The organism is Armatimonadota bacterium, from assembly GCA_016125185.1.
Lineage (GTDB): Bacteria > Armatimonadota > Fimbriimonadia > Fimbriimonadales > Fimbriimonadaceae > Fimbriimonas.
Genome location: WGMG01000002.1, coordinates 180,500 through 202,858, shown reverse-complemented (window position 1 = coordinate 202,858; position 22,359 = coordinate 180,500). Strand labels below are relative to the sequence as shown.

Genomic DNA, 22,359 nt, shown 5'->3' with positions numbered 1-22,359 from the left:
TCACGAATCAGGCGCAAATCGCAAGGAATACCGAGGTCCCCCAGTATAATTGCCGAATGCTCGCAAGGGTTCGTTGGGTATTCGCCGCTCTCTTTTTCGCCGTGCTTCTCGCCTGCGGAGGATCGTCCACCAGCGCCCCCGTCCCCGCCATCCACGGTCAACTCGTCGCCTCTGGCTTCAACCAGCCGATGCTGTACCTGGTCAACCCCGCTAGCCCCACTCTCGCCTACGTTATCGAGCGCCCTGGCCACGTACGCCTCCTCACCAACGACGTCCTTCAATCCGCCGATGTCCTCGATATCAGCGGGACCGTCGTTACCGACGGCGAATGTGGTCTTCTCGGCATGGCCTTCGACCCCAATTTCTCCTCAAACCACTACGTCTATCTGCACTACAATGCCGGTTCGCCTATTGAAACCCGGATCGTCCGCTACACCATGAGCGGCGATGGGCTCACCATGAGCAATCCCTTCCCGATCTTCTCCTTCCAGCAACCGGTCACCGCCAACCACAAAGGCGGCTCCATCAACTTCGGCTCCGACGGAATGCTCTATCTAATGACTGGCGACGGTGGCAGTGGCAACGACCCCAACAATTACGCCCAAACTCCCACATCCTTCCTAGGCAAAATCCTCCGCATCGACGTAACGTCCGACGATTTTGCTGGCGACCCCGAACAGAACTACCACGTCCCGACCGACAATCCTTGGTTCAATACGGCCGGTGTCAACCCCGAAATCTGGGCGTTCGGGCTCCGAAATCCGTTCCGATGGACTTTCGATTCCACTTCCAACGGATTCCTCATCGCCGATGTCGGTCAGGACGCTTACGAAGAGGTCGATTATGTGCCAATCTCGGGTGGAGGACGCAACTTTGGTTGGAGCCTCCGCGAAGGTCTCCACGGCACCGGAAACCCTGGCCCTGCGTTCTCAACTCCGTTTAGCGACCCGTTCTTCGAGTACGGCCATGGCTTCGGTGAATCGATCATCGGCGGATTCGTTTACCATGGCACCGCCCTCGATGCCAGCCTTCAAGGTCGGTACTTCTTCGGTGACTACATCACCTCGAAGATCGTCTCGATCCCGTTCGCTCGTTCTGGTGGTGAAGCCGTCTCGACTTCGCTCGGGGCATCCATGGATCACACCAGCGACATCAATTCATCCCTCAACGGAACGGATATTTCCGGCCCAGTCTCTTTCAACCCCGATCGTAACGGCGAAATCATGGTCGTGAACCTCAACAACGGCACCCTTGTCCGCCTCGTTCCTTAGAACGAGGTCGGAGTCTCACTTTTTGAACTTGAATGCGGAGGTTCTGAGGGTTCAAGAGAGCCAAAACTGCGCGCACATTAACTCTATATTTCGACCGCCACAATTTGAAAGGGAACAGCGATGCTACTGGGAGGGTGGGCATCTTGCCCACCAAAAGTGAATTGCCCCTTGGGGGCAAAGACGCCCGTCCTGTGGTAAGCCGCAGAGTCTCGGAGTAGAAATCCGATTCTTCCTTGCCAGAACATGGAGATCGACCGGGAAGGTGGGCATCACGAGGTTCCCGCCGAGCCTCACGAGGTGAATGAGCGAATCGAATCGGGACTGCCACTCCACATATTGACCAAGACTCAAGACCAGAGAGCCTGACACCCCTCCCTAACTATCCTTATCGCCAACCGTGAATCAAGTATTCACGGCACATTCAGCCGCGCCTCAAACAGGTACAACATATAGCCGGAAACGTTTGCGATGCTGGAAGCCAAAGGAATTCATAAGAGCTATGGCCAGACCCGGGCGCTCATCAACGTTTCCCTCCAGGTGCGTCCCGGCGAAGTGCTCGCCCTCGCTGGCGAAAACGGAAGCGGCAAAAGCACGATGATGCGCATCATCTCCGGCGAGGAACGGCCAGATACCGGTGAACTTACGCTCAGCGAAAAGCCGTACGTCCCGCGAAGCCCCCAAGATGCCCTTGCCCACGGAGTCTCGCTCGTCCACCAGGAACTCGCGCTCTGCCCCCATATGACCGTCGCCGAGAACATCTTCCTCGGTCAAATGGGCCTCGGCGGTTTTTCGCCCAAAGACGCCGAAGCCAAAGCCAAACCTATCCTCGAGATGTTGGGCTACCCCAACCTCGACCCCCGCACCGAAATTCGAAGCCTCTCGATTTCGCTCCAGCAGGTCGTCGAGATCGCTCGCACCCAGGCCATCAACGCCGAATACGTCCTCCTCGACGAGCCCACCAGCAGCCTTACCAAAGCCGACATCCATAAGCTGTTCGACCTCGTCCTGAGGCTGAAGGATCAAGGCAAGGGCATCGTGTACATTTCCCACTTCCTGGATGAACTCCGCGAAATCGCCGACCGCATCGCCATCCTCCGCGATGGCTCGATGGTCTACGGTTCGCACATGAAGGACATCACCGAGCCGGAAATCATCCGCCACATGGTTGGCCGCGAGATGAATGAACTGTTCCCCCGATCCACACGTGTCCCTGGCGAACCGCTTCTCACCGTCGAAAACCTCACCGGCGCGGGCCAAAAACCAAACGACGCAAGCTTCACCCTCCATCGCGGCGAGGTCTGCGGCATCGCCGGACTAAACGGTGCTGGGCGAACCGAACTCCTTCGCGCCATCTTCCACCTCGACTCCGTCAAGGTCGGTCAAATCACCATCGGCTCAAACCACCCCAAGTCGATCCAGTCGTCGTGGCTTGCCGGGGCCGGCTTCCTCAGCGAGGACCGAAAGGAAGAAGGGCTGGCTCTCACCATGTCGATCGCCGAAAACCTGACCTTTCCGGGCCGCAAGGGCTGGACGTTCTCTGCCAAAGAAAATGACAAGGTCGCCGATGAATTTGCCAAAAAGCTGCGGGTCAAAACGCGAACGGTGACCCAAAACATCGGCGAGCTCTCCGGCGGAAACCAGCAGAAGGTCGCCATCGCCCGTCTGCTTCACTCAGGTTGCGACGTGCTCATCCTCGATGAACCCACCCGCGGCATCGACATCGGCAGTAAAGCCGAAATCTACGAACTAATCGACGGACTGGCGAAGGAGGGCAAAGCGGTGCTGATCGTAAGCTCATACCTGCCGGAACTATTGGGAATTTGCGACCGGGTCGCGGTGATGAGCCGTGGTCGCCTCTCCGACTTCGTGCCGGTGAGCGAGACCAATCAAGAAAAGCTGATGGAGTTGTGCGTAGTTTCATGAAAGCCAAAGGTGTGCTTGGCGTGTTCTTGGCCTGGGTGGTCATCTGCATTATCTTCGGGGTCCTGCTCCACGTCTACAGCGATCATTCGTTCCTGACGCCAGGCAATTTCGAACTCATGATGCGCCAGGCCGTCATCGTCGGTCTCGGTGCCATCGGCATGGCCTACGTCATCATGACTGGCGGCATCGACCTCAGCCCCGGCTCCACCATCGCGCTCACGACCGTCGTCGTGGCCATCGCTCTCAAAGCGACGAATAACCCGTTCATCGGTATTGGAGTCAGTATCCTATGCGGCCTCATCGCGGGATTCATCAACGGACTTTTGGTCGCCAAACTCAAGGTCGGACCCTTCATCGTCACGCTTGCCACCATGCTCATTTTCCGCGGCGTTGCCAAAGGCTTCTCCCACGAGCAAACCGTCAGTAGCGTCCCCGACACCTGGATTCACATGTTCACTGCCGCCCTCGGCAAGACCGAGAAGTGGCAGGTCATCCCCAAGGGTGGTTGGGTTTGGATTGCTCTGCTCATCGTCATGACGTGGGTCCTGCACCGCACTGTCTTCGGCCGAAACGTCGTTGCGGTGGGTTCAAACGAAAAGACCGCGCGCCTCTGCGGCATCAATATTTCCCGCGTCAAGATTGGTGTCTACACCATCGGCGGCCTCTTTGCTGGCATCGCTGGCCTCATGCAGGTTTCCCGTGTCGGCATCGGTGACCCCACCATCGCCGTGGGTGAAGAACTCAAGATGATCGCCGCCGTTGTCATCGGTGGCGGAAGCCTTCTGGGTGGCGAAGGAAACATGCTCGGCGCCGCGATTGGAACCCTGATCATGACGACGATCAATATGGGTTGTTCTCAGCTCGGCATCGACAACTGGATTCAGGAAATCATCACCGGAACCATCATCGTTGTCGCCGTCGCCCTGGACCGCTACCGCATGTCCCGCCCCGCCAAAGTCGCCCCCGAACCCGCCTAGAATGGGAGGGGGGGGGGCGGGCGGCCTCGCCTGCGGAAGATCGACGAAGTAGGTCAGCCCATATGGAGTGCTCGAGCCTGCTTGAGCTTTCAATCAGCGAAGCCTGCTTCGCTAAACCAGCAGGGTGGACGTCTCGCCTGCCAATAATGTGGCTTCGCATGAAACTGGGAGTCCAACCTTCGGCGAGTAGTGGTCATCCGGCAGGGCGTTGCGGAAAGGCCCGGTAAGCGCTTCCTCAGTGCCGAGGCTTTCGACGACTCTTGAATCTCCAAGCCGAGGTTCTGAGGTTCAAAGTCGCCAAAAGACGAGACCTCTTGACCAGCGCTTCGAAAAGCGACGGCCAAACCAAATTCCCCTTCCAGAAGAAGGGTGGGTGATCTTTGTTCATCCACGAAAACTCTCCAGCCAAGTCGATACACCACGCTCCGCCCCAGCGGGGAGGTGGATTCCGCTGAAAGCGGAAGACGGAGGGGAGACCAAATTGGTCAACCATTCGTGAACTCTTTACGGACTTGTGTTTGGGGGCGGAGGCATCTTGCCCTCGCTAGAAAGTCGGAACTGCCCACCAATATCGCATTGCGAAGCCATTGGGAGGGTGGGCATCCTGCCCACCATGAAGACGTCGGAGGGTGGGCGTCTCGCCCGCCATATGAATTACCAACACGTCGCAGCCCTGCCGAGTCGGTGAACGAAGTGAACCGGAGGGGGGCTGAAAGCTTTGCTGGGCCGCAGATAAACTAAACCCCCGCCGCCACAAGCTCACCCGTCTGAACCCGCCACAGCGCCGCATACAAGCCATTGTTCCGGATCAGCTCGTCGTGTGTCCCCGACTCCGTAACCTGACCCGCTTCCAATACCCAAATCCGATCCGCATCGCGTACCGTCGACAACCGGTGCGCGATCACGACCGAAGTCCGACCTTTCGTCACATGCGCGAGCGACCGCTGAATCGCCGCTTCGGTTTCGTTGTCCACCGCCGAGGTCGCCTCATCCAAAATCAGAATCGCCGGATCGCGCAGGATCGCCCTCGCAAGCGAAAGCCGCTGCCGCTGGCCGCCCGAGAGCTTTTGTCCGCGCTCACCAACCACTGTTGCGTACCCGTTCGGCAAAGCAAGAATAAACTCGTGCGCCTCCGCCAACTTCGCCGCATTCTCGATCTCCTCGTCCGAGGCATCTTGGCGGCCGTACGCGATGTTATCTCGCACGGTGCCGTGAAACAAAAAGACGTCCTGACTGACGTACCCCGAGGCGCTTCGCAAGCTGGTATACGAAAGCGTCTTCAGGTCCTGCCCGTCGATCAAAACCCGACCCGCAACCGGGTCGTGGAACCGGAGCAACAACCGAATAACCGTCGACTTGCCCGCGCCAGTCGCCCCAACGATCGCGTGAGTCTCGCCACTCGGCACATGCAGGTCGATCCCTTTCAGAATATCTGTGCCTTCTTCGTAACCGAATCGAACGCCCTCAAACCGAATCTCGCCTCGCACGGGAGCCTCAAGCGCTTGGACCCCTTCCGGCATCTTCGGCTCGACTCCCAGCAGATCGAAGATGCGCTTAACCGACGCCATCGCCCTCTGATACAGATCCAACGTATCGCCCAGGCTCGTCATCGGCCACAGTAGGCGCTGCGTCATGAACACCAGCACCGAATAAATGCCGACCTGCATCTTGCCGTTCAGCACCAGCCATCCTCCGAAAACGAGCGTGCACGTAAAGCCCGCCAGAATCACCATCCGAATCAGCGGCACAAACGCCGCCGAATACTTGATCGCTTCTTCGTTCGCCAGACGATAGTCGTCCGAAACCTTCGCGATCCGCTTCGCCTCCCGATCCTCGGCCGTAAACGCCTTGATCGTCGTAATTCCGCCCAAATTGGTATTGATGGTCGAACTGAGTTCTGCCACCGCCTCGCGCACCTTCGCATACCGCGGCTTCAGGCTCTTCTGATACTTGATCGAACCCAAAACAATGATCGGAATCGGCAGGAACGCCAGAAGCGTCAAGAGTGGGGAACTGGCGTAGAACACCGCGCCCACCAAAATCACGTTCCAAAACACCGTGATGATCGACGCCGCGCCGCCGTCCAAAAATCGCTCCAACTGGTTGATGTCGTCGTTCAAAACGCTGAGCAAGCCGCCGCTCGTCGTGTCTTCAAACCAGGCAACCTCCAGCTTCTGCACGTGCGAATACAACTCGGTCCGAATGTCGTGCTCGATACTCTGAGAGAGATTTCGCCAGTTCAACGCGCTGAGGTAGCCAAAGAGCGACTCGAACACCCAGCACAAGCCGTTCGCGATCGTCAGAAGAATAAGCTGTTTCCACCGGTCGGTGATGCCAAATTCGACAGCGAAGAACGAGTTTTGACCCCGAACGATCACGTCGATCACTGCGCCGATAAGAATCTCCGGCACGACATCCATCACCTTGCCTAAAGTCGTGTAGATCGTCGCCGCGACCACGCGGCTTCGGTGCGGGCGGGCATATTGCCACAGGCGCTTCAGTCCAGGAGTTTCGTCGGGCATTGGTTTCATCGTGGCATAAAGGGTCGGGTTTGCGTCAGCATGGTAGGGTGCAGAAATTCGATTCGTCGCGGGCAGCAGAGTATGAGGAACAGAGTCGTATTGCCCTAGCTGGGTATGACGCGTGTCACGAACTTACTGCTTGCCTACTACGAGTCGCCCTCGGCGCGGGTTCCCAGCGCCGCTTGCTCATCGCTGGTGCGGGTGGACCGGCCAAAGAGATCACTTTGTTGGGAGAACGAGAAGCCGGTTGGACTTTCACCGCCGTTGACCCTTCCTCTCCAATGATGGAAATCGCCCGATCGCGAATCAGACAAGCCGACATGAACGATCGCGTCGAATTTTGCGAGGGGTATGTTCACGACCTGCCAGAAAACAACATGTTTGACGGAGCGACATTGATTGGCGTGCTTCACCATCTTCCTGGAGAGTCGGCCAAAATCGACCTTCTTGCTTCCATCGCGAAGCGTTTGCGAACCGGAGCTCCGTTCGTGCTTGCGGGCAACTGTCTCGCCTACGCCGACCATCCTCTCTTTCTGGGCGCTTGGGCGGAGAGGTGGAGGTCCCAAGGCGTCGCTGAGGCCGAAGTTCACGCCAAGCTGGGCCGAATACTGGAAGGGGCCGACCCTCCCAAGTCGGAAAACAAAATTTTAGAGCTCCTGGATCAAACCGGCTTCGAACGCCCTCAACGATTCTTTTCAAGCCTCTTTTGGGGAGCCTGGATCGCGTTCAAGAAGTAAAAAAAGAGGCGGCATGAAGTTCGATGAGAGCCGCCCCAATGCTATGTCGTGAATACCGTCGTCCCAGGGCACTGTTAGACGTATTCTAAAGTCATTGACGACGCTTGCGAAAAGGTGTTCCCGGTGTAAGAAAAATCTTATAGGTAAAAGAGGAAGTGCCAATCAAAATGAAAAATTAGGCAAAGGCAACAATCCTGTCAAAACCCCACCCTTGCCCGAAAAATAACAACAGATCATCATGCTATGCGATTAGGAATGATGGCTAGTGAGAGAGACGATGATCCAAATCCTAGGTTCCGTTTAGGACCAAGGTCCCGCCGATTTTGAACGAATATTAGGCAAATATTCCGAAATATTCAATGTTATTAGTGCTCAGCTATTGCGCCACAGCCAACGCTCACTTCTTCGCTATCTGATAAATCATTCAATGATAAAGTAACGAGAAAGTGGATACGATCGGAAACAGCGGTGTCGACCTGCCTCGTGCCAAAACGTGCCATTTTGCTACCGGAATTCGGAGATTTCGTCCAGTCCCTTGCGCTGCAGATCGGGCACCACACAACCCTCGGCCGGGTATCCGACTGGCATCAGAACAAATGGCTTCTCATTGATGGGCCGGCCGCAAATCTCCCGCAGAAAGGTCATCGGCGCCGGCGTGTGAGTGAGCGTTGCCAATCCCGCTCGATGCAAAGCCTGAATAAGAAAGCCAACCGCAATCCCGACCGATTCAGTCATGTAGTAGTTCTTCAGTCGTCCCCCGTCAGGGAGCAAATCGTAGTCACGCCGAAACACCACGATCAGCCACGGCGCGTCTGTGATATGGGTCTTCACGAAGTCTGTTCCCAGCGGCGCAAGCGCATCTAACCACTCCTGGGGCGCGCGCCGCTCATAGAAATCCCGCTCCTCCTCTTCCACCTTCTCTCGAATCGCCGCCTTCAATTCAGGGTCCGAAATCGCGACGAAGTGCCATGGCTGTCGATGAGCCCCACTGGGTGCCGTGCCCGCAATCGAAATCGCAAGCTCAATCGCCTCACGCGGCACCGGTTCGGACGAAAACATCCGAACCGTCCGCCTTGCTTGAGCGGTGGTTAGATCATCTCGCAGGGAAGAAATCAAGTCGCCGTCATTTCGCCGAGAAAGCGAATAGGGAATCATGCCCCAATATTACGCGAACACTTAGGTCGGATAATCGACAGAGCCGATGGTGCCATCGGGCAATGCAAAGAAAGCCTTGATCCTAAAGGTTCCTTCCAGCCTCGCTGAAGGGAGATAGGTGTTCACTTCGTCTGGCGCATGAAGCCCCAAGAGCAGGTAGTCCTTCTGAAGGATTTGGTAGAGGTGGTTAGCCTCCTCCGGCGAGGCCGCCTGAAGCTGGGCAAAGGTTTGACAGGAACACACCTTGACAATGTCGGAGAAGCCGTTCATCTTGGTGGCCGCATTCCACATTCGAGCGTCATCTTTGGCCGCCTGTCCAAACCGCCATTCATCGAATCTTTTCATGGATGCCATGAATAGACTCGAAATGAGTCTTCCGTGGTGGGGCCCCTCAATGAAGAATTTTGTCTCGGGAATCGATTGGAGAGTCTGATCGCGAAGCCGATTGGAAATAGCCCGGTCGGTTCCCTCTTTGTACAACGGCGAATCGGCCAGGGCCGCCCGAGTTTGGGGCTCTGGAGCAGTCGATAGCAAATCCACCGTCACATCCCCCTCGCGAAAGATCGCTTCAATCTGGGGAATGATGGTGAACGAAACGACAAAGTCTTTAGGCAATCCGTAGGAAGGATATTTGCGGACGATCTCGTCGTGAAGGCCGTCGTAAAGCAGCGTGGAAAACTTGGAGAAAGCATGGACCCCGCGGATGCCGTCGCCCTCGAAAAGGGAAAGGAATGACTCTTTGGCGCGGAGGATAGCGAGTGGCACGTAGGTGTGGTCTACGTAGAGGTTCACTTCACTCTGGTTCATGAAGAAGAGACCGCCTCCACTGCTCACATACGGGTTGGAATGTCGGTCGGCTCCGGCGGCATTCATCTCGGACAGCAGGCCTTTTCGAAAGACGTCCCAGTTTGCAATGCCCATTGGGCGACCAGCTAACACCGCAATTGGCTTGGAAAAATCTTCGCTCTGGGAATTCTGCGACGGCTGTAGCAAATAGAGTGAAACAATCGTCATCCAGGGCATATTCACTCGACTTCAGAGGTCGAAGACATGTTCCTCAATCATTCAGCCCGGGGAGATCAATTTGGTCGGTAGCCCCATCGATCAAGTAATTAATGGTCAGTTGCGAGGAGTGTTGAAGTTGGACATGGAGAAAGGTACGTCGGACGTCGTCGGCGGTCTGCGGATCGTCGGAGTTGGAAGCATGAATTCCTTGCAGGAGCTCTTCGAAGGTCTTGGGATCCGCGCGGGATAGCTCGTTAACGTCGCGACTATGAAAGATTTTGCCGTATTCGCCCGTTGTCTGTTGAGCTTCGAAATACTGGAACAGGCGGTTGTTCAAGTCGTTAAGTTCTTTCTTGGCCCATTGATCCCCCATTTTGAGCAGACTAGGAATGAGCGCCGCATGTCGGGCATAGGCCTCGGGATGCTCGACATAGACTTTGACGGTGGGCCGGATGCCACTGGTGCCTCCGCTAAACCTTCCTCCCATGTTGTCCATGGCCTGAGCAATACTTTCGTCGCTGGGTGTCGAGAACTTTGTCACTGGTTCGCCATAAAACCTCATGGTCGAACCGGTATCTTCCGGGAGCTTTGTCTGAAATCTGATTATGAAGCTTAAGGTCAGGCCATCGGGAACTAGGGCCTTTGGGTGTTTACCAATAATTCCATCCCGGATTTCATTTTGCAAAAGTTGCGGAAGCTCGTATAGATGGTACTGATGTTCTCCATTCCGCATAAAAAGCTCGGCCAATTGCCGACGAGCCATCACGATGGCAATTGGGCGGTATGTGACATCAAAGACGGCGGTTGCGTTGACCCCGTCGGTCATCGCCACCGATTGGCCGCTTAGCTCCTGCCCTTGGCCAGGGGCCCACTCCTGGATTTTTTCGACCTGTTGCCGTAGCAATTTGAACTCATAAGCCTCGCCATCATATCCAGCAAAGCGGATGATCGGTAGGTTGAGGACACTTTGCCGAGACAATAAGTGCGCCGCCATCAACAGGGTTGAAACGATCATGACTGTAGTCACTTGATATCACAAATTTCTTCGAACCTGGCAAATTTTTAGTAAAGCAGGCCCCACTCAAATTCCCAGGCGCATAATGTACTCATATGCCCGTTGGCCGGTTCCTGCTCTGTCTTCACTCACACATGCCTTACGTGTTGAGTCACGGAAAGAGCCCTCACGGAACAGACTGGATTCACGAAAGCGCGATCGAGTGCTATCTGCCGCTACTCCACGCTCTTGACCGCTTGCTGCAGGAAGGAATCCGACCGCGATGGACGGTCAATGTCACGCCCATCCTCGCCGAACAGCTCGAGGACCCGTCTTTCAAGGCCGGCTTGGTCGAATACGTGCAGGAGAAGGTCGACGCCGCCAAGTTCGACGCTCGGAACTTTCGCCGCGAGGGCCCAATGTGGATGGAGGGTCTGGCCCATTTTTGGGTCGGACAGTACGAAAAGCAACTCGACCAATTCGTCAATCGCTGGGACAAATCAATCGTCGGCGGCTTCCGCTATTTCCAGGAAGAAGGCTCCATCGAAGTCATCACCAGCGGTGCCACGCATGGCTACCAACCGCTTCTCGGGACCGACGAAAGCTGTAAGGCCCAGGTTCGTCTGGGAGTCGAAACCTACAAAAAGCATTTCGGTCGTCAACCGCGTGGAATCTGGCTCCCCGAGTGCGCTTACCGCCCCCGCTACGATTGGAAAGCGCCGGTCGGCGATGGAGAGATTCCGTGGCAGCGTATGGGTACCGAAGAGATTCTCAAGGACGAGGGAATCGAATACTTCTTTGTCGACTCGCACATGATCCGCGGTGGTCACCCCATCGGCACGTACGGAGCGAAGTTCCCCCAACTCGCCGAGATGTTTGCCCGGAGCAGCAAGTACTTCACCCCACCTGCCGAATACCGAAGCGAGTACGAGCACTACATGCTCCCCAACGGCGTGGTTTGCTTCGCCCGCGATCCCGAAACCACCGTCAAAGTCTGGTCCGGCGACGTCGGTTACCCCGGCGATCCCAGCTATTTAGAGTTCCACAAGCAGCTTTATCCCGGTCGCCACAAGTACTGGCGCATCAGCGAACACAAGTCCGACCTTGGCCAAAAGCAGCCTTACGATCCTTACCGTGCCTTCGAGAAGATTCAAGACCACGCCGCCGACATGGTGAACGTGCTCAAGGGCACGCTGGCTCATTACAAAGGCCTCGCCGACCGAACCGGAACGGTAGTCGCCATGTACGATACCGAGCTCTTTGGCCACTGGTGGTGGGAAGGTCCAGAGTTCCTTTATGAACTTGGCCGCCTTCTGCATCATGATGGCGAAGTTGAAATGGTCAGCGGCGGCGACGTGCTGGACGAGGAGCCTGCCAAGCACCTGATCACCCTCCCCGAAGGCTCTTGGGGTGAAGGCGGCTACCACTACATTTGGCTGAACGAGGATAACCATTGGACTTGGGCAAAGCTTTATGACTGCGAAAGGAAGCTTCGTCAAATGTGCCGCGACTGGGCCGATGGCCCGGCAAAGGAGATCATCACCCAAGCCGCTAGGGAGTTGCTACTCGCCGAAGCAAGCGACTGGCAGTTCCTGATTTCGACTTTTGCCGCTCGGGACTACGCCGAAATTCGCTTCTCGGATCACATCGATCGGTTCTTGGCCCTGTACGGCATGGCCCAACAGGTGAACGGAGGTGGGAAACTTTCCACCAAGGAAGAAGCGTTCCTCAAAGAGTGCCAAGAAAAGGATGCGCCCTTCGCTGAACTCGATCTCAGCATGTGGGCGAACAACCCGGAGGCAACTTCTGCGATACAATGAAGAAAATGAGATTGAAGTTTGGCTTGCTTGGAGGGTTAGTTGCCGCCCTCGCGATCGTTGGAATCTCTGGTTGTAATGGCGGAGGAAGCTCAGCCGCGAATTCGTCATCCACGACGGCGAACTCTAGTGACACCAACTCGACCAACACGGCTGAGGGGAATAGCGCTAATAATCCAGCTTCGAACGAAGCCTCCAACAACGGTCCGGCGGTAGCGGAAAGCGGTACCAAGAAGGATGGAACGAAAACGCCGGCACCTCCCCCCCATACGGCCGACGTTAAGAGCCATAAGCCGCCCGAGAAGCCGGTGGTCGATGTTCAGAAGATGAGCGGCGACCAGGGTGCGGCCGGAAAGATGGACGCAATGAATGTGGCGACCCAGCTTGATTCCACGATGAAGTCTCTTCGAGACAGCAAGATGGAGTTTCAATTGGGCGCGAAGCTTCCGTCGGGTACTGGTTTTGTCAACAAGTTGGCGACGGTCGTGGCCGACGAGAATAACTATTTGGTGCGCTACGCCAATTTTCCCAAGAATCAAGGGTACTTCGAGACTTATATCGTCACGAAGATGAAGGACGGCAAGTACGGGACCCTCATCAAGGACAAGTATGTCGAGGGGCGGCCCCAGCCTAATCCCGATGTCCTCAAGGGATGGGTAACCGACTCAATTCAGTACATCACGATGGCAATTGGTACGAAAGACCGACCCTTCACAGACCTCATCAGTGCCGCAAGCAAAGCCAATTGGAAGGTTAACGTCGAAGATCGAGCATCCGACCAAGGAAAGTTTAAGCGGATTGTGATGGAGTCGCCAAACGAGCCGAAGCGTCGGTATGAGGTCATTTACGAGCCTCATATGATGCTTCCCGCCGGGTTCAATGCCGACATTTACGATCCCAAAAAGAAGACCCAGGTTTCCTTGCAGATTACGACCCTGAAGAGTGACCGACCGTTGACGAAGGCCGACCTCGATCCAAAGGTGCCAACCGCAAAGATCAATGTCTTAACCCCTGACGAAGCCAAGAAGATGGGCATCCAGGTTCCCGAATCGAAGGGAGGCAAGGACAAGAACATGCCTCCAACCCTCGGACCGAAGACTTCAAGTTAATCTGGTCGTTTTGCGGCGAAGACCTTGATGCCTTTCAGCGTCGCTGGCTTATCCGTAAGATTCTGAATGCGGATATAGCGTGCCGAGTTTGGTGATGGGCGATAAGTTAGGTCGCCCTCGACTTCGTACTCGGTTCGGAACCGCTCTGAATTCACTTCATCGATCCACCAGTCTGCGTCGTCCGGCTTGTCCGTCGTCCCAAAGACGAGGACACGAAACTGCTTCGGCACTTCACCTTGAAACACGATTTCGCCGACCGTTCGGTCACGCCCGAGGTCTACCTGCACCCATCCATTTGCAGGAAGGGTGTAGGTCGTATCCGGGTTGTCATCGACCAGCGCCACCAATTGAGCGGGGAAGGAGTTTGCACTGTCCGAAACAGGTTTGCTCGCCACCAGGTTCGTGTCATCGGCGATCGGCCACAGCGGGAGGTTGAACGGCATATCCATCGTTCCCGCCGATTTGGTTCCCCGTGCAAAGATGTCCGAAAAGGTCGTGGCGGGAGTTGTGAGTGTAGAGGTTCGACCGTTGGTTGTGACAGTGAATTTGATGTCCCCGACCGCACCAAGTGGTAGCTTGCTGATGAGGATCGTGCCATTCTTGTCGGATTTCAAGTCGGTGGTTTCGCTTCCCGATGTCGTCATCTTCACGCTAGCATCGACCAGCGGCCTACCATCATAGTTGGTCAGCTTGGCGAGAATGACTTTTGGATACTGAGGAGTCCCATTGACCAAGAAATCGACTTGCCCCATCGAAAGCGGACCGCTCTCCACATTCACCATTTGACGGTTTAGCGGGTTACGGGTCGTCCGCAAAGGCATCGGCAGGCCAGGTAGGAACATTGTGTCCATGCGGTGAGAGTCGTTGGCAAAGGCTTCGACGCCCGGAACCGGCGGCCAGGCACCGTCCTGCTCACCTTGACCGTTTACGTACTTCTGTGCACCGTACCGGGCGAAGCTGTAATAGCTCTGATCGATGGTCCATCGATTCCAGATTCGCTGCTTGTGCGGCGTCAGATTGACCCACGGCGCAGTCGGGTCGATGGTCACTACTTCCTGCGGGATCGACGGGTCGTCGAACGACGCAACCAACTTGGTCAGGCGTCCACGAGGATCTTTCGAAGGGTTGTCCGTGGCGATCTGGACAGTCGTCGCCTTGTCGGAAGACACCTTCTCGACTCCTCGATAGACTTCCAAACTGTTGATCGGCTCGGTGGAGTGGAGAGAAACCGAATTGCCCTCGTGTGAGACCCAGAAATGCGGGTCCTTCACCTCGGCGCTTGCCAGCTTGATCTCAAGCGAGGGGCGCATTTCGGGGGCAAACGAACTGTAAAGGCCGGTCTCGTCGGAAAACTCCAAGAGGAAACCGAAATTGTCACCCTCGTGCGTCTTCCAGTATTGAAGCGTTGGGCCAAGATTTGAGACTCGAATCGTGTCGCCGACGATATCGATCTTGGCGTCGACGGCCTCAGCATCGCTCGTCGCCGAAGCTCCGGGAGACTGCCAATTTGCCGTGTCGCCTCCAGCTTTGGTCCAGTTCACGCCCGGTGCAAACGGCGTGATGATCTTGCCGTCCTTCGTCTTTTGCGGTTCGGGCTGGCGAATCTGAGAGACCAGCACGTTCACTCCTGGGGTCATCCACGGCCGCTTCACCACTTTGACGGCTTTCAGGTGTGCATGGTCCTTGTCGACGATGCCAAGCACCAGCGTGCCATCCACAATCTTGCTGTTGCGAATCGTCGCCAAGTCGAGGCTTCCGAAACGCAACAGCACCTTCCGTTGGGCGCTTCCCGTGAGTGCGAATAGATTCGGAATCGAGCTTTCTGGCGCGCTGCCGTCGATTTCGGCCTCTGACACATCCCAATAGCGCTGCTGAACCCCTGCGAATGGTCCCGTCAGTTCCGCTCCACGGGAAAGGGTCAGGTCGGGGCTCTGAAGAGCGGCGGCGAACAAGAAAGCGAACACCCTAATAGGTTATCCGCTTTTTTGCCCGGATTGGCGGGTTCTTAGACGGCCAGCGACGAAGGATGGGGTTCCGAACTGCCGGGTTCCACGATTCGCAATCGCCAAGAGATATGAGCACCGATATTGGGCGCGTGGGCGTCCGCTGGTAACTCGACGGTCAGCAGGTTGTTTTTAGCCCAGTTAAACAGATTTGGGAAGTCCTCGAAGTCTTCTGCGCTCGAAACGTAGACGACTAACGTCGTATGATCTGCCGCGGCGCGCACTTCGCGCACCTCTCCGCTCACGATGGCCCAATTGTCGATGACTTGCACGTGTCAACCCCCGCCTATAAGTACGGAGCCAACCCCATAGGCCGTTCATGTCCATCTTAAACCTGAACAAAAAAAGTGTCAATGATGACCAAGCGCGACAAAAGCGTTGAAATTTTGGCGAAGCTCAACTTGCCTATGGGCGTCGGAACCGTAGGGGCGGGGCAGGATGCCCGTACGTCGGTGGCCCGCCGGATTAGGAGTCGGTGGTCCAGGGTTGAATTTTCGATCCGTTCGAGCCGACGCGCCCCGCAGGAATCATTTCAAAGGAATGATGTTAGTGTGCGTGGGTGTGGCTGTCCAAAACCGATCTGGTTACGGAAACCGCACCCTCGGACATCGAGAACGCGGCCATCCCGATGAACATCGGGAACATCGGCGAATCCTTCGTCAACCATAGCAACGTCGCAAAGACGACGCCGACGAGCAGAAGACCGATCCGCTGGTAAGTCATCACTCGCCGCAACGCCAATTGCTCTCGGTCCGAGAGCTCGCGGCCCTGGAGCAGATCGCTCAGCGAAGGACGGTCGCGATCCAGCCAAGAAACGGACAGTCCGCCGAGAACGCCAACTGCCACTGCCATCCGAATTTGGATGCTGGTGAAGCCCGAAATGGCGACGACCACGACCAAAATCGCGAGCCTTATCCATCGCCGGTTTCCGTCCAAGCGCATCACAACCCCATTATACGAAAGGAAAACAAATCTGTTCGCCTACCCACAAATTCGCCAGAAAAAAGTCGAATTAGGTTCAAATTCATGTTCAACGAGGCGAGCGAAGTTCAAGATTCGAGGTCCAAACATGAAAAAAGGGTCCACAGCGCCGTGGACCCAATTTAACCCCCCGAGGATCAAACTGCGACAGCAGAATTGGGTTCTGTCGCGGTCGTGGGAATGCCTCGATACTCCGTGAACGCGGGCGAAGAGAGGTGATTCCGACTTGTTTCGACCGGCCAGACCTTCTCGGGGTAAGCCTTGGAGAGAACCTCGATATTGGTCGTCAGCGGCATATAGGGTTCTTCCTTGCCAATTCCGAGCAGGGCTCGGTCGCCGCGCAGCGTGTAGATCAGGTCTTCTGCCGTGATCGCCTTGCTGAGGTAGTCGCTCAGCATGTGCGATAGCATCGAAGCGAACATGTTGCGTCGGAAGGTGAAGTCTACGACCATGTCGGCGTTCTGCTTGGTGGGGTTGACGAAGATCTCGTAGCTGGGTCGAACGTATCGCTGATAGCGGTCGATGACCTGTTCGGTGGTCACGCTACGCTCTCGAGTATCTCGAAGGATGCGGCCAAGCAAACGCTCATCGGAGGCGACGTCGAGGAAGACGGCGAGGTCGCACATCGAGACGACTGGTTGGGCGAGGACGAAAAGACCTTCGACGATGATGATCGGCTTCGGCTTGGTTGGCTCCGTGGCCCAGATGCGGGTCATGTTGCGGAAGTCGTAGCCCGGTGCGAAGATGTTCTTACCTTCCTGCAAGAGGCGGATGTGCTTGATGAGAAGCTGGAAGTCAAGGTGCTGCGGGTGGTCGAAGTTGATCAGCGACGCGTCGGCGGTCGGGTCGTCGGTGCTCCAGAAGTATTGGTCCATGCTCAGCACGAGGACGTTTTCTTCTCCGACTCGCTCCATGATTTCGTAGGCCAGATGCGTCTTGCCGGATCCCGATCCACCAGCAATCCCGATCACTAACGGGCGGTTCGTGTGTTCGTTCGAGTGGTTGTTGTCAAGATGTCTCATTTTCCTTTTCTGGCTCTCTGGCCTTGATCAAATTTTTGTCGGAATTGGGTGGTCTAGCAAGTCGGACTTTAGCCTGTCATACCTTTGACCGACACGTTCAGCGAACCTTGCCGAGAAATCGTCGTTGATGCCGCTATGCTCGTTGCCTTGTCTTTGGGGTTCGTTGTCGTCGCTAAACCAATTGGCCTTTTTCTGAGTGCACCTGACCCGACTGCGATCGCCAATTCGACTGCGCGGGGGACCCTAATTCGGGTTCGATGGGACGAAATTGAATCTGAAAAGGGTCAATACTCGTTTGCCGCCGTCCGCCGTCAACTGGATCGCGTCAAGTCTGCCGACAAGGACTGGTCACTCGGAATCGTGGCCGGACAGCACGCACCGTCGTGGCTTTCAGACGACGCTTCGATCCCCGTTATCAAATTCGATTTCCGACGAACCACCACGGTCAAAGTCCCGGTTCAGTGGAATGCCGAGGTGCAAAAACGGCTAAAACTACTGGCCCAAGCGGCGGCAAAGGAATTTGGTGACGACGCAAAGCTGAAGCTCGTGTACGTGCCTCAAATGACGGCTAACGGAATTGAAGGACACTTCAATGGTTGTCCCAATCAGACGTTAGACGAAGCTGGATATACGGAGGACAAATGGGTGAGTGGGGTCGAGCAGACGGCGGCTGATTTTGCGGCTGCGTTCCCGACCAAGGCGCTAGCCGTCGAGGTTCACGAAGTCGAGCGGTCGGCAAAACCGGCTACGCGAATCATGAACGACCTGTGGAACGACAAGGCACTGGGGCATCGGGTTGGGGTCGCGATGTGGTGGTTGTCGGGTCGAACGTCGTATCAGGGCGATCTAGTCAAGGCGATCAAGGACTTTCCTGGCGATAAGTACGCTCAGGTCATTGCGCGGTCTAGCGACTCGTCACAGTTCGAGGACGGGAATTTTAAGTCGGTCTTTCGGCAAGCCCGCGAATTGGGGATTCGCTATATCGAGCCGTGGGAAGTTGAGTTTAAAGGATCGTCTTTCGACGACACCTTTAAGGATTTCAATTCGTGGGCGGATAAGACCTTTGGGAAGTCTTAGGGCCCAGGAAATCCGCTAAACTCAGCCAATCATGATGCAATCCTGGTTCCCGGATGCGAAGCTTGGCATTTTCATTCACTACGGCATCTATGCCGTCGAAGGCATCCCTGAATCGTGGTCGCTTTTCAGCGGTCAGGTGACCTCGGAGGTGTATTGGGGCCAGTTGAGCGGCTTCACAGCCAGCAAGTACGACCCGGAGCAGTGGGCCGATCTTTTTGCTAAAGCCGGGGCGAAGTATGCCGTTCTGACGACTAAGCATCACGACGGCGTGGCCCTGTGGGATACCAAGCAGGACGGGCGTAGCGTGGTGAAGGATACGCCCGCCGGTCGGGACCTCATCACGCCATACGCAGAGGCCTTACGCCGCCACGATCTCAAGGTCGGTTTCTATTTCAGCCACCTCGACTGGGCGCATCCCGACTACGCGTCGGTCCGCCAAAAGGGCTCGCATTATTCCGACTTCTCAAACAGGTTTGCTTTTCCCGAAGAGGGGAAGGAGGACCCGGCCAAATGGGAGCGGTTCCTGAAGTTCCATCGCGCCCAGATGGATGAACTCTGCACTGAATTCGGTCCGGTGGACCTCTTTTGGTTCGACGGTGATTGGGAGCGCGACCCGGAGCAATGGGACTTCGCCGAGCTCCGCGACCGAATCCACGCCAAGCAACCAACCGCGATTCTGAACTCCCGCCTGTTAGGCCTTGGCGACTACGCGACGCCCGAGCAAGGACAGCCGGTTACTGCGCCGGACGGCGTGTGGGAGTTCTGCATGACGGTCAACGACTCGTGGGGCTACCAGAAGCAGGATCACAACGACAAGTCAGTTAAACGTTTGGTGCGCATCTTTGCCGAGACGATCGGCTTGGGCGGAAATCTGTTGCTGGACGTCGGGCCGACGGAAGATGGCCAGATCACACCTGTCCAGACCGAGCGGTTGCTTGGACTCGGACGTTGGGTCCACAAGCATGCTGAGGCAATCTACGGCACGGTCGCGGGCTTGCCGGGTGGGCTCTTCTACGGAACCTCGACGCTTTCCAAAGATGGCAAAACCCTCTGTCTAATGCAGTTTGATGTTCCTCGCGAATTTGTGAATGTCCGCGGTGTGGCCAGCAATGTCAAATCGGTTTCCGTCGTCGGGACTGGTCAGAAACTCGAATTCAAGAAGGTGAAAATGGCGGATTGGATGGGCGTTCCATCCGATCTCGAAATTCAGATTCCCGACGACTTTGTTCCCGACGAGGACTGCACGGTGTACAAGGTCGAGCTTGAGGAGCCGATTAAGCTAAACCTGGGGAAGGGAAGGAGCTAGACGCCGGGTTCGATGGTCGAGATTCAGTCCAATTACCCCCGAGATTCCGACGTGGTCGTTACGATCGCCGACCTCGATAAGCTGGACCGGATCGCCCGAAACGGAATGGTCTTCGCTGGGGCGTTGGCGACGACCGACGTGATTCTCCACGTCAAACCGATGGTCAGCGGACCATGGGACATCCATTCTCAGCCGTATTTGTTCGTTGCCGGTGCGATGTTTGCGTCTGCCATCTACTTGCCCTTTTCGATCTACCGGTGGGTCCTGCATGCGCATCGTTACGTTTGCGTGTTGCGCAAAGTCGAGTCGCGATTCTCATCGGAGTTGGTGGCGGTCATGAGCGCCATCCCCATCGTCTTTTGCTTTATGCCGCTGAGCTACACCCTCGACTTCCTGGCGGTCCGGTCTAAGTCGGCCGAGACCAAAACGATGACCTGGAAGTCTCTGTTTTCGAAGTCTTTCCTCGCCAACGTATTTGCACTTTCGGTGATCGTGGGGTGCGTGCCCTTGGTGTACAGCTTCGTCATGCACGTCAATGACACCTCGGACCCGGCCATTAGTCTCCAGTTCGATCGGATCAGTACGGTTGGATTCGTCATTGCTCTTGTCGTAGGAATCGAGCTCGTTCGTCAGATTAATCGCAACTTGCGGGCTCTTGCGCGAAGTCAGAGCCTATCTGTGGTGTGAGACCGGAACAGGTTAAACTGGACTTCAGCCTAACGAGATTCAGAAACTCCCATGACCGCCTCTCTCTTTTGCTTCGCCGCACTCATGTCGTTCCAAACGCAATCTCCTAAGCTCGGTGACGCCGATTTTCCCAAGCCGACACCGAACCCGAGGCACGACACAAAGGTTGCAGCTGTTCGGAGCCACAACTACGACCTGATGATGATCGGCGACAGCATCACCCAGACGATGGGTGATGAGGGCGGCGAATGGGAGCCCTTGAAGCAGGTCTGGGCGACCCACTTTGCGCCTAGAAATGCAATCAATCTGGGCTATAGCGGCTACCGCACCGAGAATGTGCTGTGGAATCTCCAGAACGGTGAACTCGACTGTGACAAGTCGCCGAAGGTCGCGGTCCTGCTCATTGGAACCAATAACACGGACGACACCAACTATCCGACGGTCCACACCGCTGCTCAAATCTTTGCTGGAACCAAGGCCATTGTCGAGACCATTCGGACGAAGCATCCGACCACGAAAGTTCTCATCCTCCGCATCTTCCCCCGAGGTGGAGCCAATGAGGTCACCAACTACCACCGACGGTACAAGAACTCGGAGCAATGCGTGAAGACCTGCGACGAGGCGGGGCTGATGACCAAGAAGCTAGCCGACGGTAAGCACGTGTTTTGGCTCGACGTCAATTCGGTTTTCTTCCGCAAGGACGGGGCGATGAACACCGATCTGATTCCCGACTTGGTTCATCCCAATGCTGAGGGCGCGGAAGCCTGGGCAAACGCTTTGGAGCCGACTTTGTCCAAGCTGATGGATGACAAGCCGATCAAGTCGCAGCACCAGTTGGCGTTCGAAAGCGCGCCAAAGCCGATCCAAATGCTGGCGGAAAAGAGGGTGATGATCCTCGGCGACAGCATCACACAAGATGGTCGCTACGTTGGGTTCTTGGAGTACATGTTGGAGAAGCAGTACCCGTGGCTGAATTTCAACCTTTTTAGCGTTGGGCTTGCGAGTGAGACGGCTTCCGGTTTGGCCGAAGCTAGCCATCCGTTTCCTCGTCCTGATATTCACGAGCGACTCGCGCGGGCACTCAAGGCCGTTCGGCCCGACGTGGTGTTTGCGTGTTACGGCATGAACGACGGCATTTACCAGCCATTCGACAAGGGGCGTTTTGAAGCCTTTCAGCATGGAATCACCTCGATGATCCAGGAATGTCAAAAGGCGGGCGCAAAGGTGATCTTGGTCACGCCGCCGTCGTTCGATATCGCTCAATTCGGTGAGAACGTTTCTCGCGATGGGGTGGACGCAGGTTCGTCTAAGCCATACGTCAAATACAACGACGTTCTGGCTCAGTTCGCCGCATGGGAAGTCAAGTCTCGACCCGCGGGCGCTGAGGTCATCGACCTATTTACACCGATGAACCGGCGGGCGACGTCCGCGAATCCGCTTGGTTACGACCTCCACAACTCTGGGGACGGCATTCATCCGACATCGGTGGGGCATCTGCTGATGGCCCGGTTCATTCTTCAAGGCTTGGGCATTGAGGTATCGACCGATTATCCGCCCGATGAATTGAGCGAGGTCGAAGCGGACCCACTTTACAAGCTCGTCGATCAGCACCGACACACTCGCTCGGACGGTTGGTTGCCCTTCATCGGTTATACGCGTGGAGAGTCTTTCAAGACCAACGACATTGTGTCGGTCGAGGACAAAGCCAGGGACCTGCAGTCGCAGGTGGACGCTTTGCGGCGAAAGGGATAGCGAAGCAGGGCCGCTGGCCGG

18 protein-coding genes are annotated in these 22,359 nt (G+C 56.2%); 10 read left to right on the top strand and 8 right to left on the bottom strand.

Translation table 11 applies throughout. The features are described 5' to 3' along the window. The first annotated feature begins 56 nt into the window (after positions 1–56). The 3 genes from GC165_04120 to GC165_04110 all read left to right on the top strand — a co-directional run bounded on the left by GC165_04120 (position 57) and on the right by GC165_04110 (position 4,171). The gene (locus GC165_04120) at positions 57–1,271 is read left to right on the top strand and encodes a glucose sorbosone dehydrogenase (protein ID MBI1332048.1); all 1,215 of its coding nucleotides are present in this window, start codon (positions 57–59) and stop codon (positions 1,269–1,271) included. A 468-nt stretch (positions 1,272–1,739) separates the two neighbouring features. Beyond that, positions 1,740–3,194 carry an ATP-binding cassette domain-containing protein gene (locus tag GC165_04115; GenBank protein ID MBI1332047.1) on the top strand — a complete coding sequence of 485 codons (1,455 nt, stop codon included), beginning with the start codon at positions 1,740–1,742 and terminating at the stop codon, positions 3,192–3,194. Then, a complete protein-coding gene (locus tag GC165_04110) occupies positions 3,191–4,171 on the top strand; it encodes an ABC transporter permease (GenBank protein MBI1332046.1) in 981 nt (326 codons plus the stop codon). Before GC165_04115 ends, GC165_04110 begins: the two co-directional genes overlap by 4 nt. Positions 4,172–4,908: 737 nt before the next feature. On the opposite strand, the gene GC165_04105 is transcribed toward GC165_04110, so the two are convergent. Beyond that, positions 4,909–6,693 (bottom strand): ATP-binding cassette domain-containing protein, encoded by a 1,785-nt coding sequence (locus GC165_04105; GenBank protein ID MBI1332045.1) that lies wholly within the window; start codon positions 6,691–6,693, stop codon positions 4,909–4,911. A 29-nt stretch (positions 6,694–6,722) separates the two neighbouring features. On the opposite strand from GC165_04105, the gene GC165_04100 reads away from it, so the two are divergent. Continuing rightward, positions 6,723–7,430, top strand: coding sequence for a methyltransferase domain-containing protein (locus tag GC165_04100; GenBank protein MBI1332044.1), 708 nt, complete (start codon positions 6,723–6,725; stop codon positions 7,428–7,430). A gap of 504 nt (positions 7,431–7,934) precedes the next feature. Here GC165_04100 and GC165_04095 read toward each other — a convergent pair. From GC165_04095 to GC165_04085, 3 genes are read right to left on the bottom strand one after another with little or no spacing between them, the layout of a single operon-like run. Then, the gene (locus GC165_04095) at positions 7,935–8,585 is read right to left on the bottom strand and encodes a nitroreductase family protein (protein MBI1332043.1); all 651 of its coding nucleotides are present in this window, start codon (positions 8,583–8,585) and stop codon (positions 7,935–7,937) included. A 21-nt stretch (positions 8,586–8,606) separates the two neighbouring features. Continuing rightward, complete coding sequence (locus tag GC165_04090; GenBank protein MBI1332042.1) at positions 8,607–9,599, bottom strand: hypothetical protein; 993 nt, start codon at positions 9,597–9,599, stop codon at positions 8,607–8,609. A 43-nt stretch (positions 9,600–9,642) separates the two neighbouring features. Further along, on the bottom strand, positions 9,643–10,605 hold the full coding sequence (locus tag GC165_04085; protein ID MBI1332041.1) for a hypothetical protein: 963 nt from the start codon (positions 10,603–10,605) through the stop codon (positions 9,643–9,645). 95 nt (positions 10,606–10,700) lie between these two features. On the opposite strand from GC165_04085, the gene GC165_04080 reads away from it, so the two are divergent. Next, positions 10,701–12,404 (top strand): DUF1957 domain-containing protein, encoded by a 1,704-nt coding sequence (locus GC165_04080; protein MBI1332040.1) that lies wholly within the window; start codon positions 10,701–10,703, stop codon positions 12,402–12,404. 5 nt (positions 12,405–12,409) lie between these two features. Beyond that, positions 12,410–13,510: a hypothetical protein gene (locus GC165_04075; GenBank protein ID MBI1332039.1), complete on the top strand. Its 1,101-nt coding sequence runs from the start codon at positions 12,410–12,412 to the stop codon at positions 13,508–13,510. On the opposite strand, the gene GC165_04070 is transcribed toward GC165_04075, so the two are convergent. From GC165_04070 to GC165_04055, 4 genes are all read right to left on the bottom strand, one after another. After that, positions 13,507–15,474 carry a hypothetical protein gene (locus tag GC165_04070; protein MBI1332038.1) on the bottom strand — a complete coding sequence of 656 codons (1,968 nt, stop codon included), beginning with the start codon at positions 15,472–15,474 and terminating at the stop codon, positions 13,507–13,509. The genes GC165_04075 and GC165_04070 overlap by 4 nt on opposite strands. A 41-nt stretch (positions 15,475–15,515) precedes the next feature. After that, positions 15,516–15,785, bottom strand: a complete 270-nt coding sequence (locus GC165_04065) for a hypothetical protein (protein MBI1332037.1) — start codon at positions 15,783–15,785, stop codon at positions 15,516–15,518. Between the two features lie 274 nt (positions 15,786–16,059). Then, positions 16,060–16,458, bottom strand: coding sequence for a hypothetical protein (locus GC165_04060; protein ID MBI1332036.1), 399 nt, complete (start codon positions 16,456–16,458; stop codon positions 16,060–16,062). Positions 16,459–16,631: 173 nt separating this feature from the next. Next, the gene (locus GC165_04055) at positions 16,632–17,516 is read right to left on the bottom strand and encodes a uridine kinase (protein MBI1332035.1); all 885 of its coding nucleotides are present in this window, start codon (positions 17,514–17,516) and stop codon (positions 16,632–16,634) included. 84 nt (positions 17,517–17,600) lie between these two features. Here GC165_04055 and GC165_04050 point away from each other — a divergent pair, with 84 nt between their 5' ends. From GC165_04050 to GC165_04035, 4 genes are read left to right on the top strand one after another with little or no spacing between them, the layout of a single operon-like run. Next, positions 17,601–18,593 (top strand): hypothetical protein, encoded by a 993-nt coding sequence (locus GC165_04050; protein MBI1332034.1) that lies wholly within the window; start codon positions 17,601–17,603, stop codon positions 18,591–18,593. Between the two features lie 28 nt (positions 18,594–18,621). After that, on the top strand, positions 18,622–19,899 hold the full coding sequence (locus GC165_04045) for an alpha-L-fucosidase (GenBank protein MBI1332033.1): 1,278 nt from the start codon (positions 18,622–18,624) through the stop codon (positions 19,897–19,899). A gap of 51 nt (positions 19,900–19,950) precedes the next feature. Then, positions 19,951–20,586, top strand: coding sequence for a hypothetical protein (locus GC165_04040; protein MBI1332032.1), 636 nt, complete (start codon positions 19,951–19,953; stop codon positions 20,584–20,586). A 51-nt stretch (positions 20,587–20,637) separates the two neighbouring features. After that, complete coding sequence (locus GC165_04035; GenBank protein ID MBI1332031.1) at positions 20,638–22,338, top strand: hypothetical protein; 1,701 nt, start codon at positions 20,638–20,640, stop codon at positions 22,336–22,338. Positions 22,339–22,359: the final 21 nt, after the last annotated feature.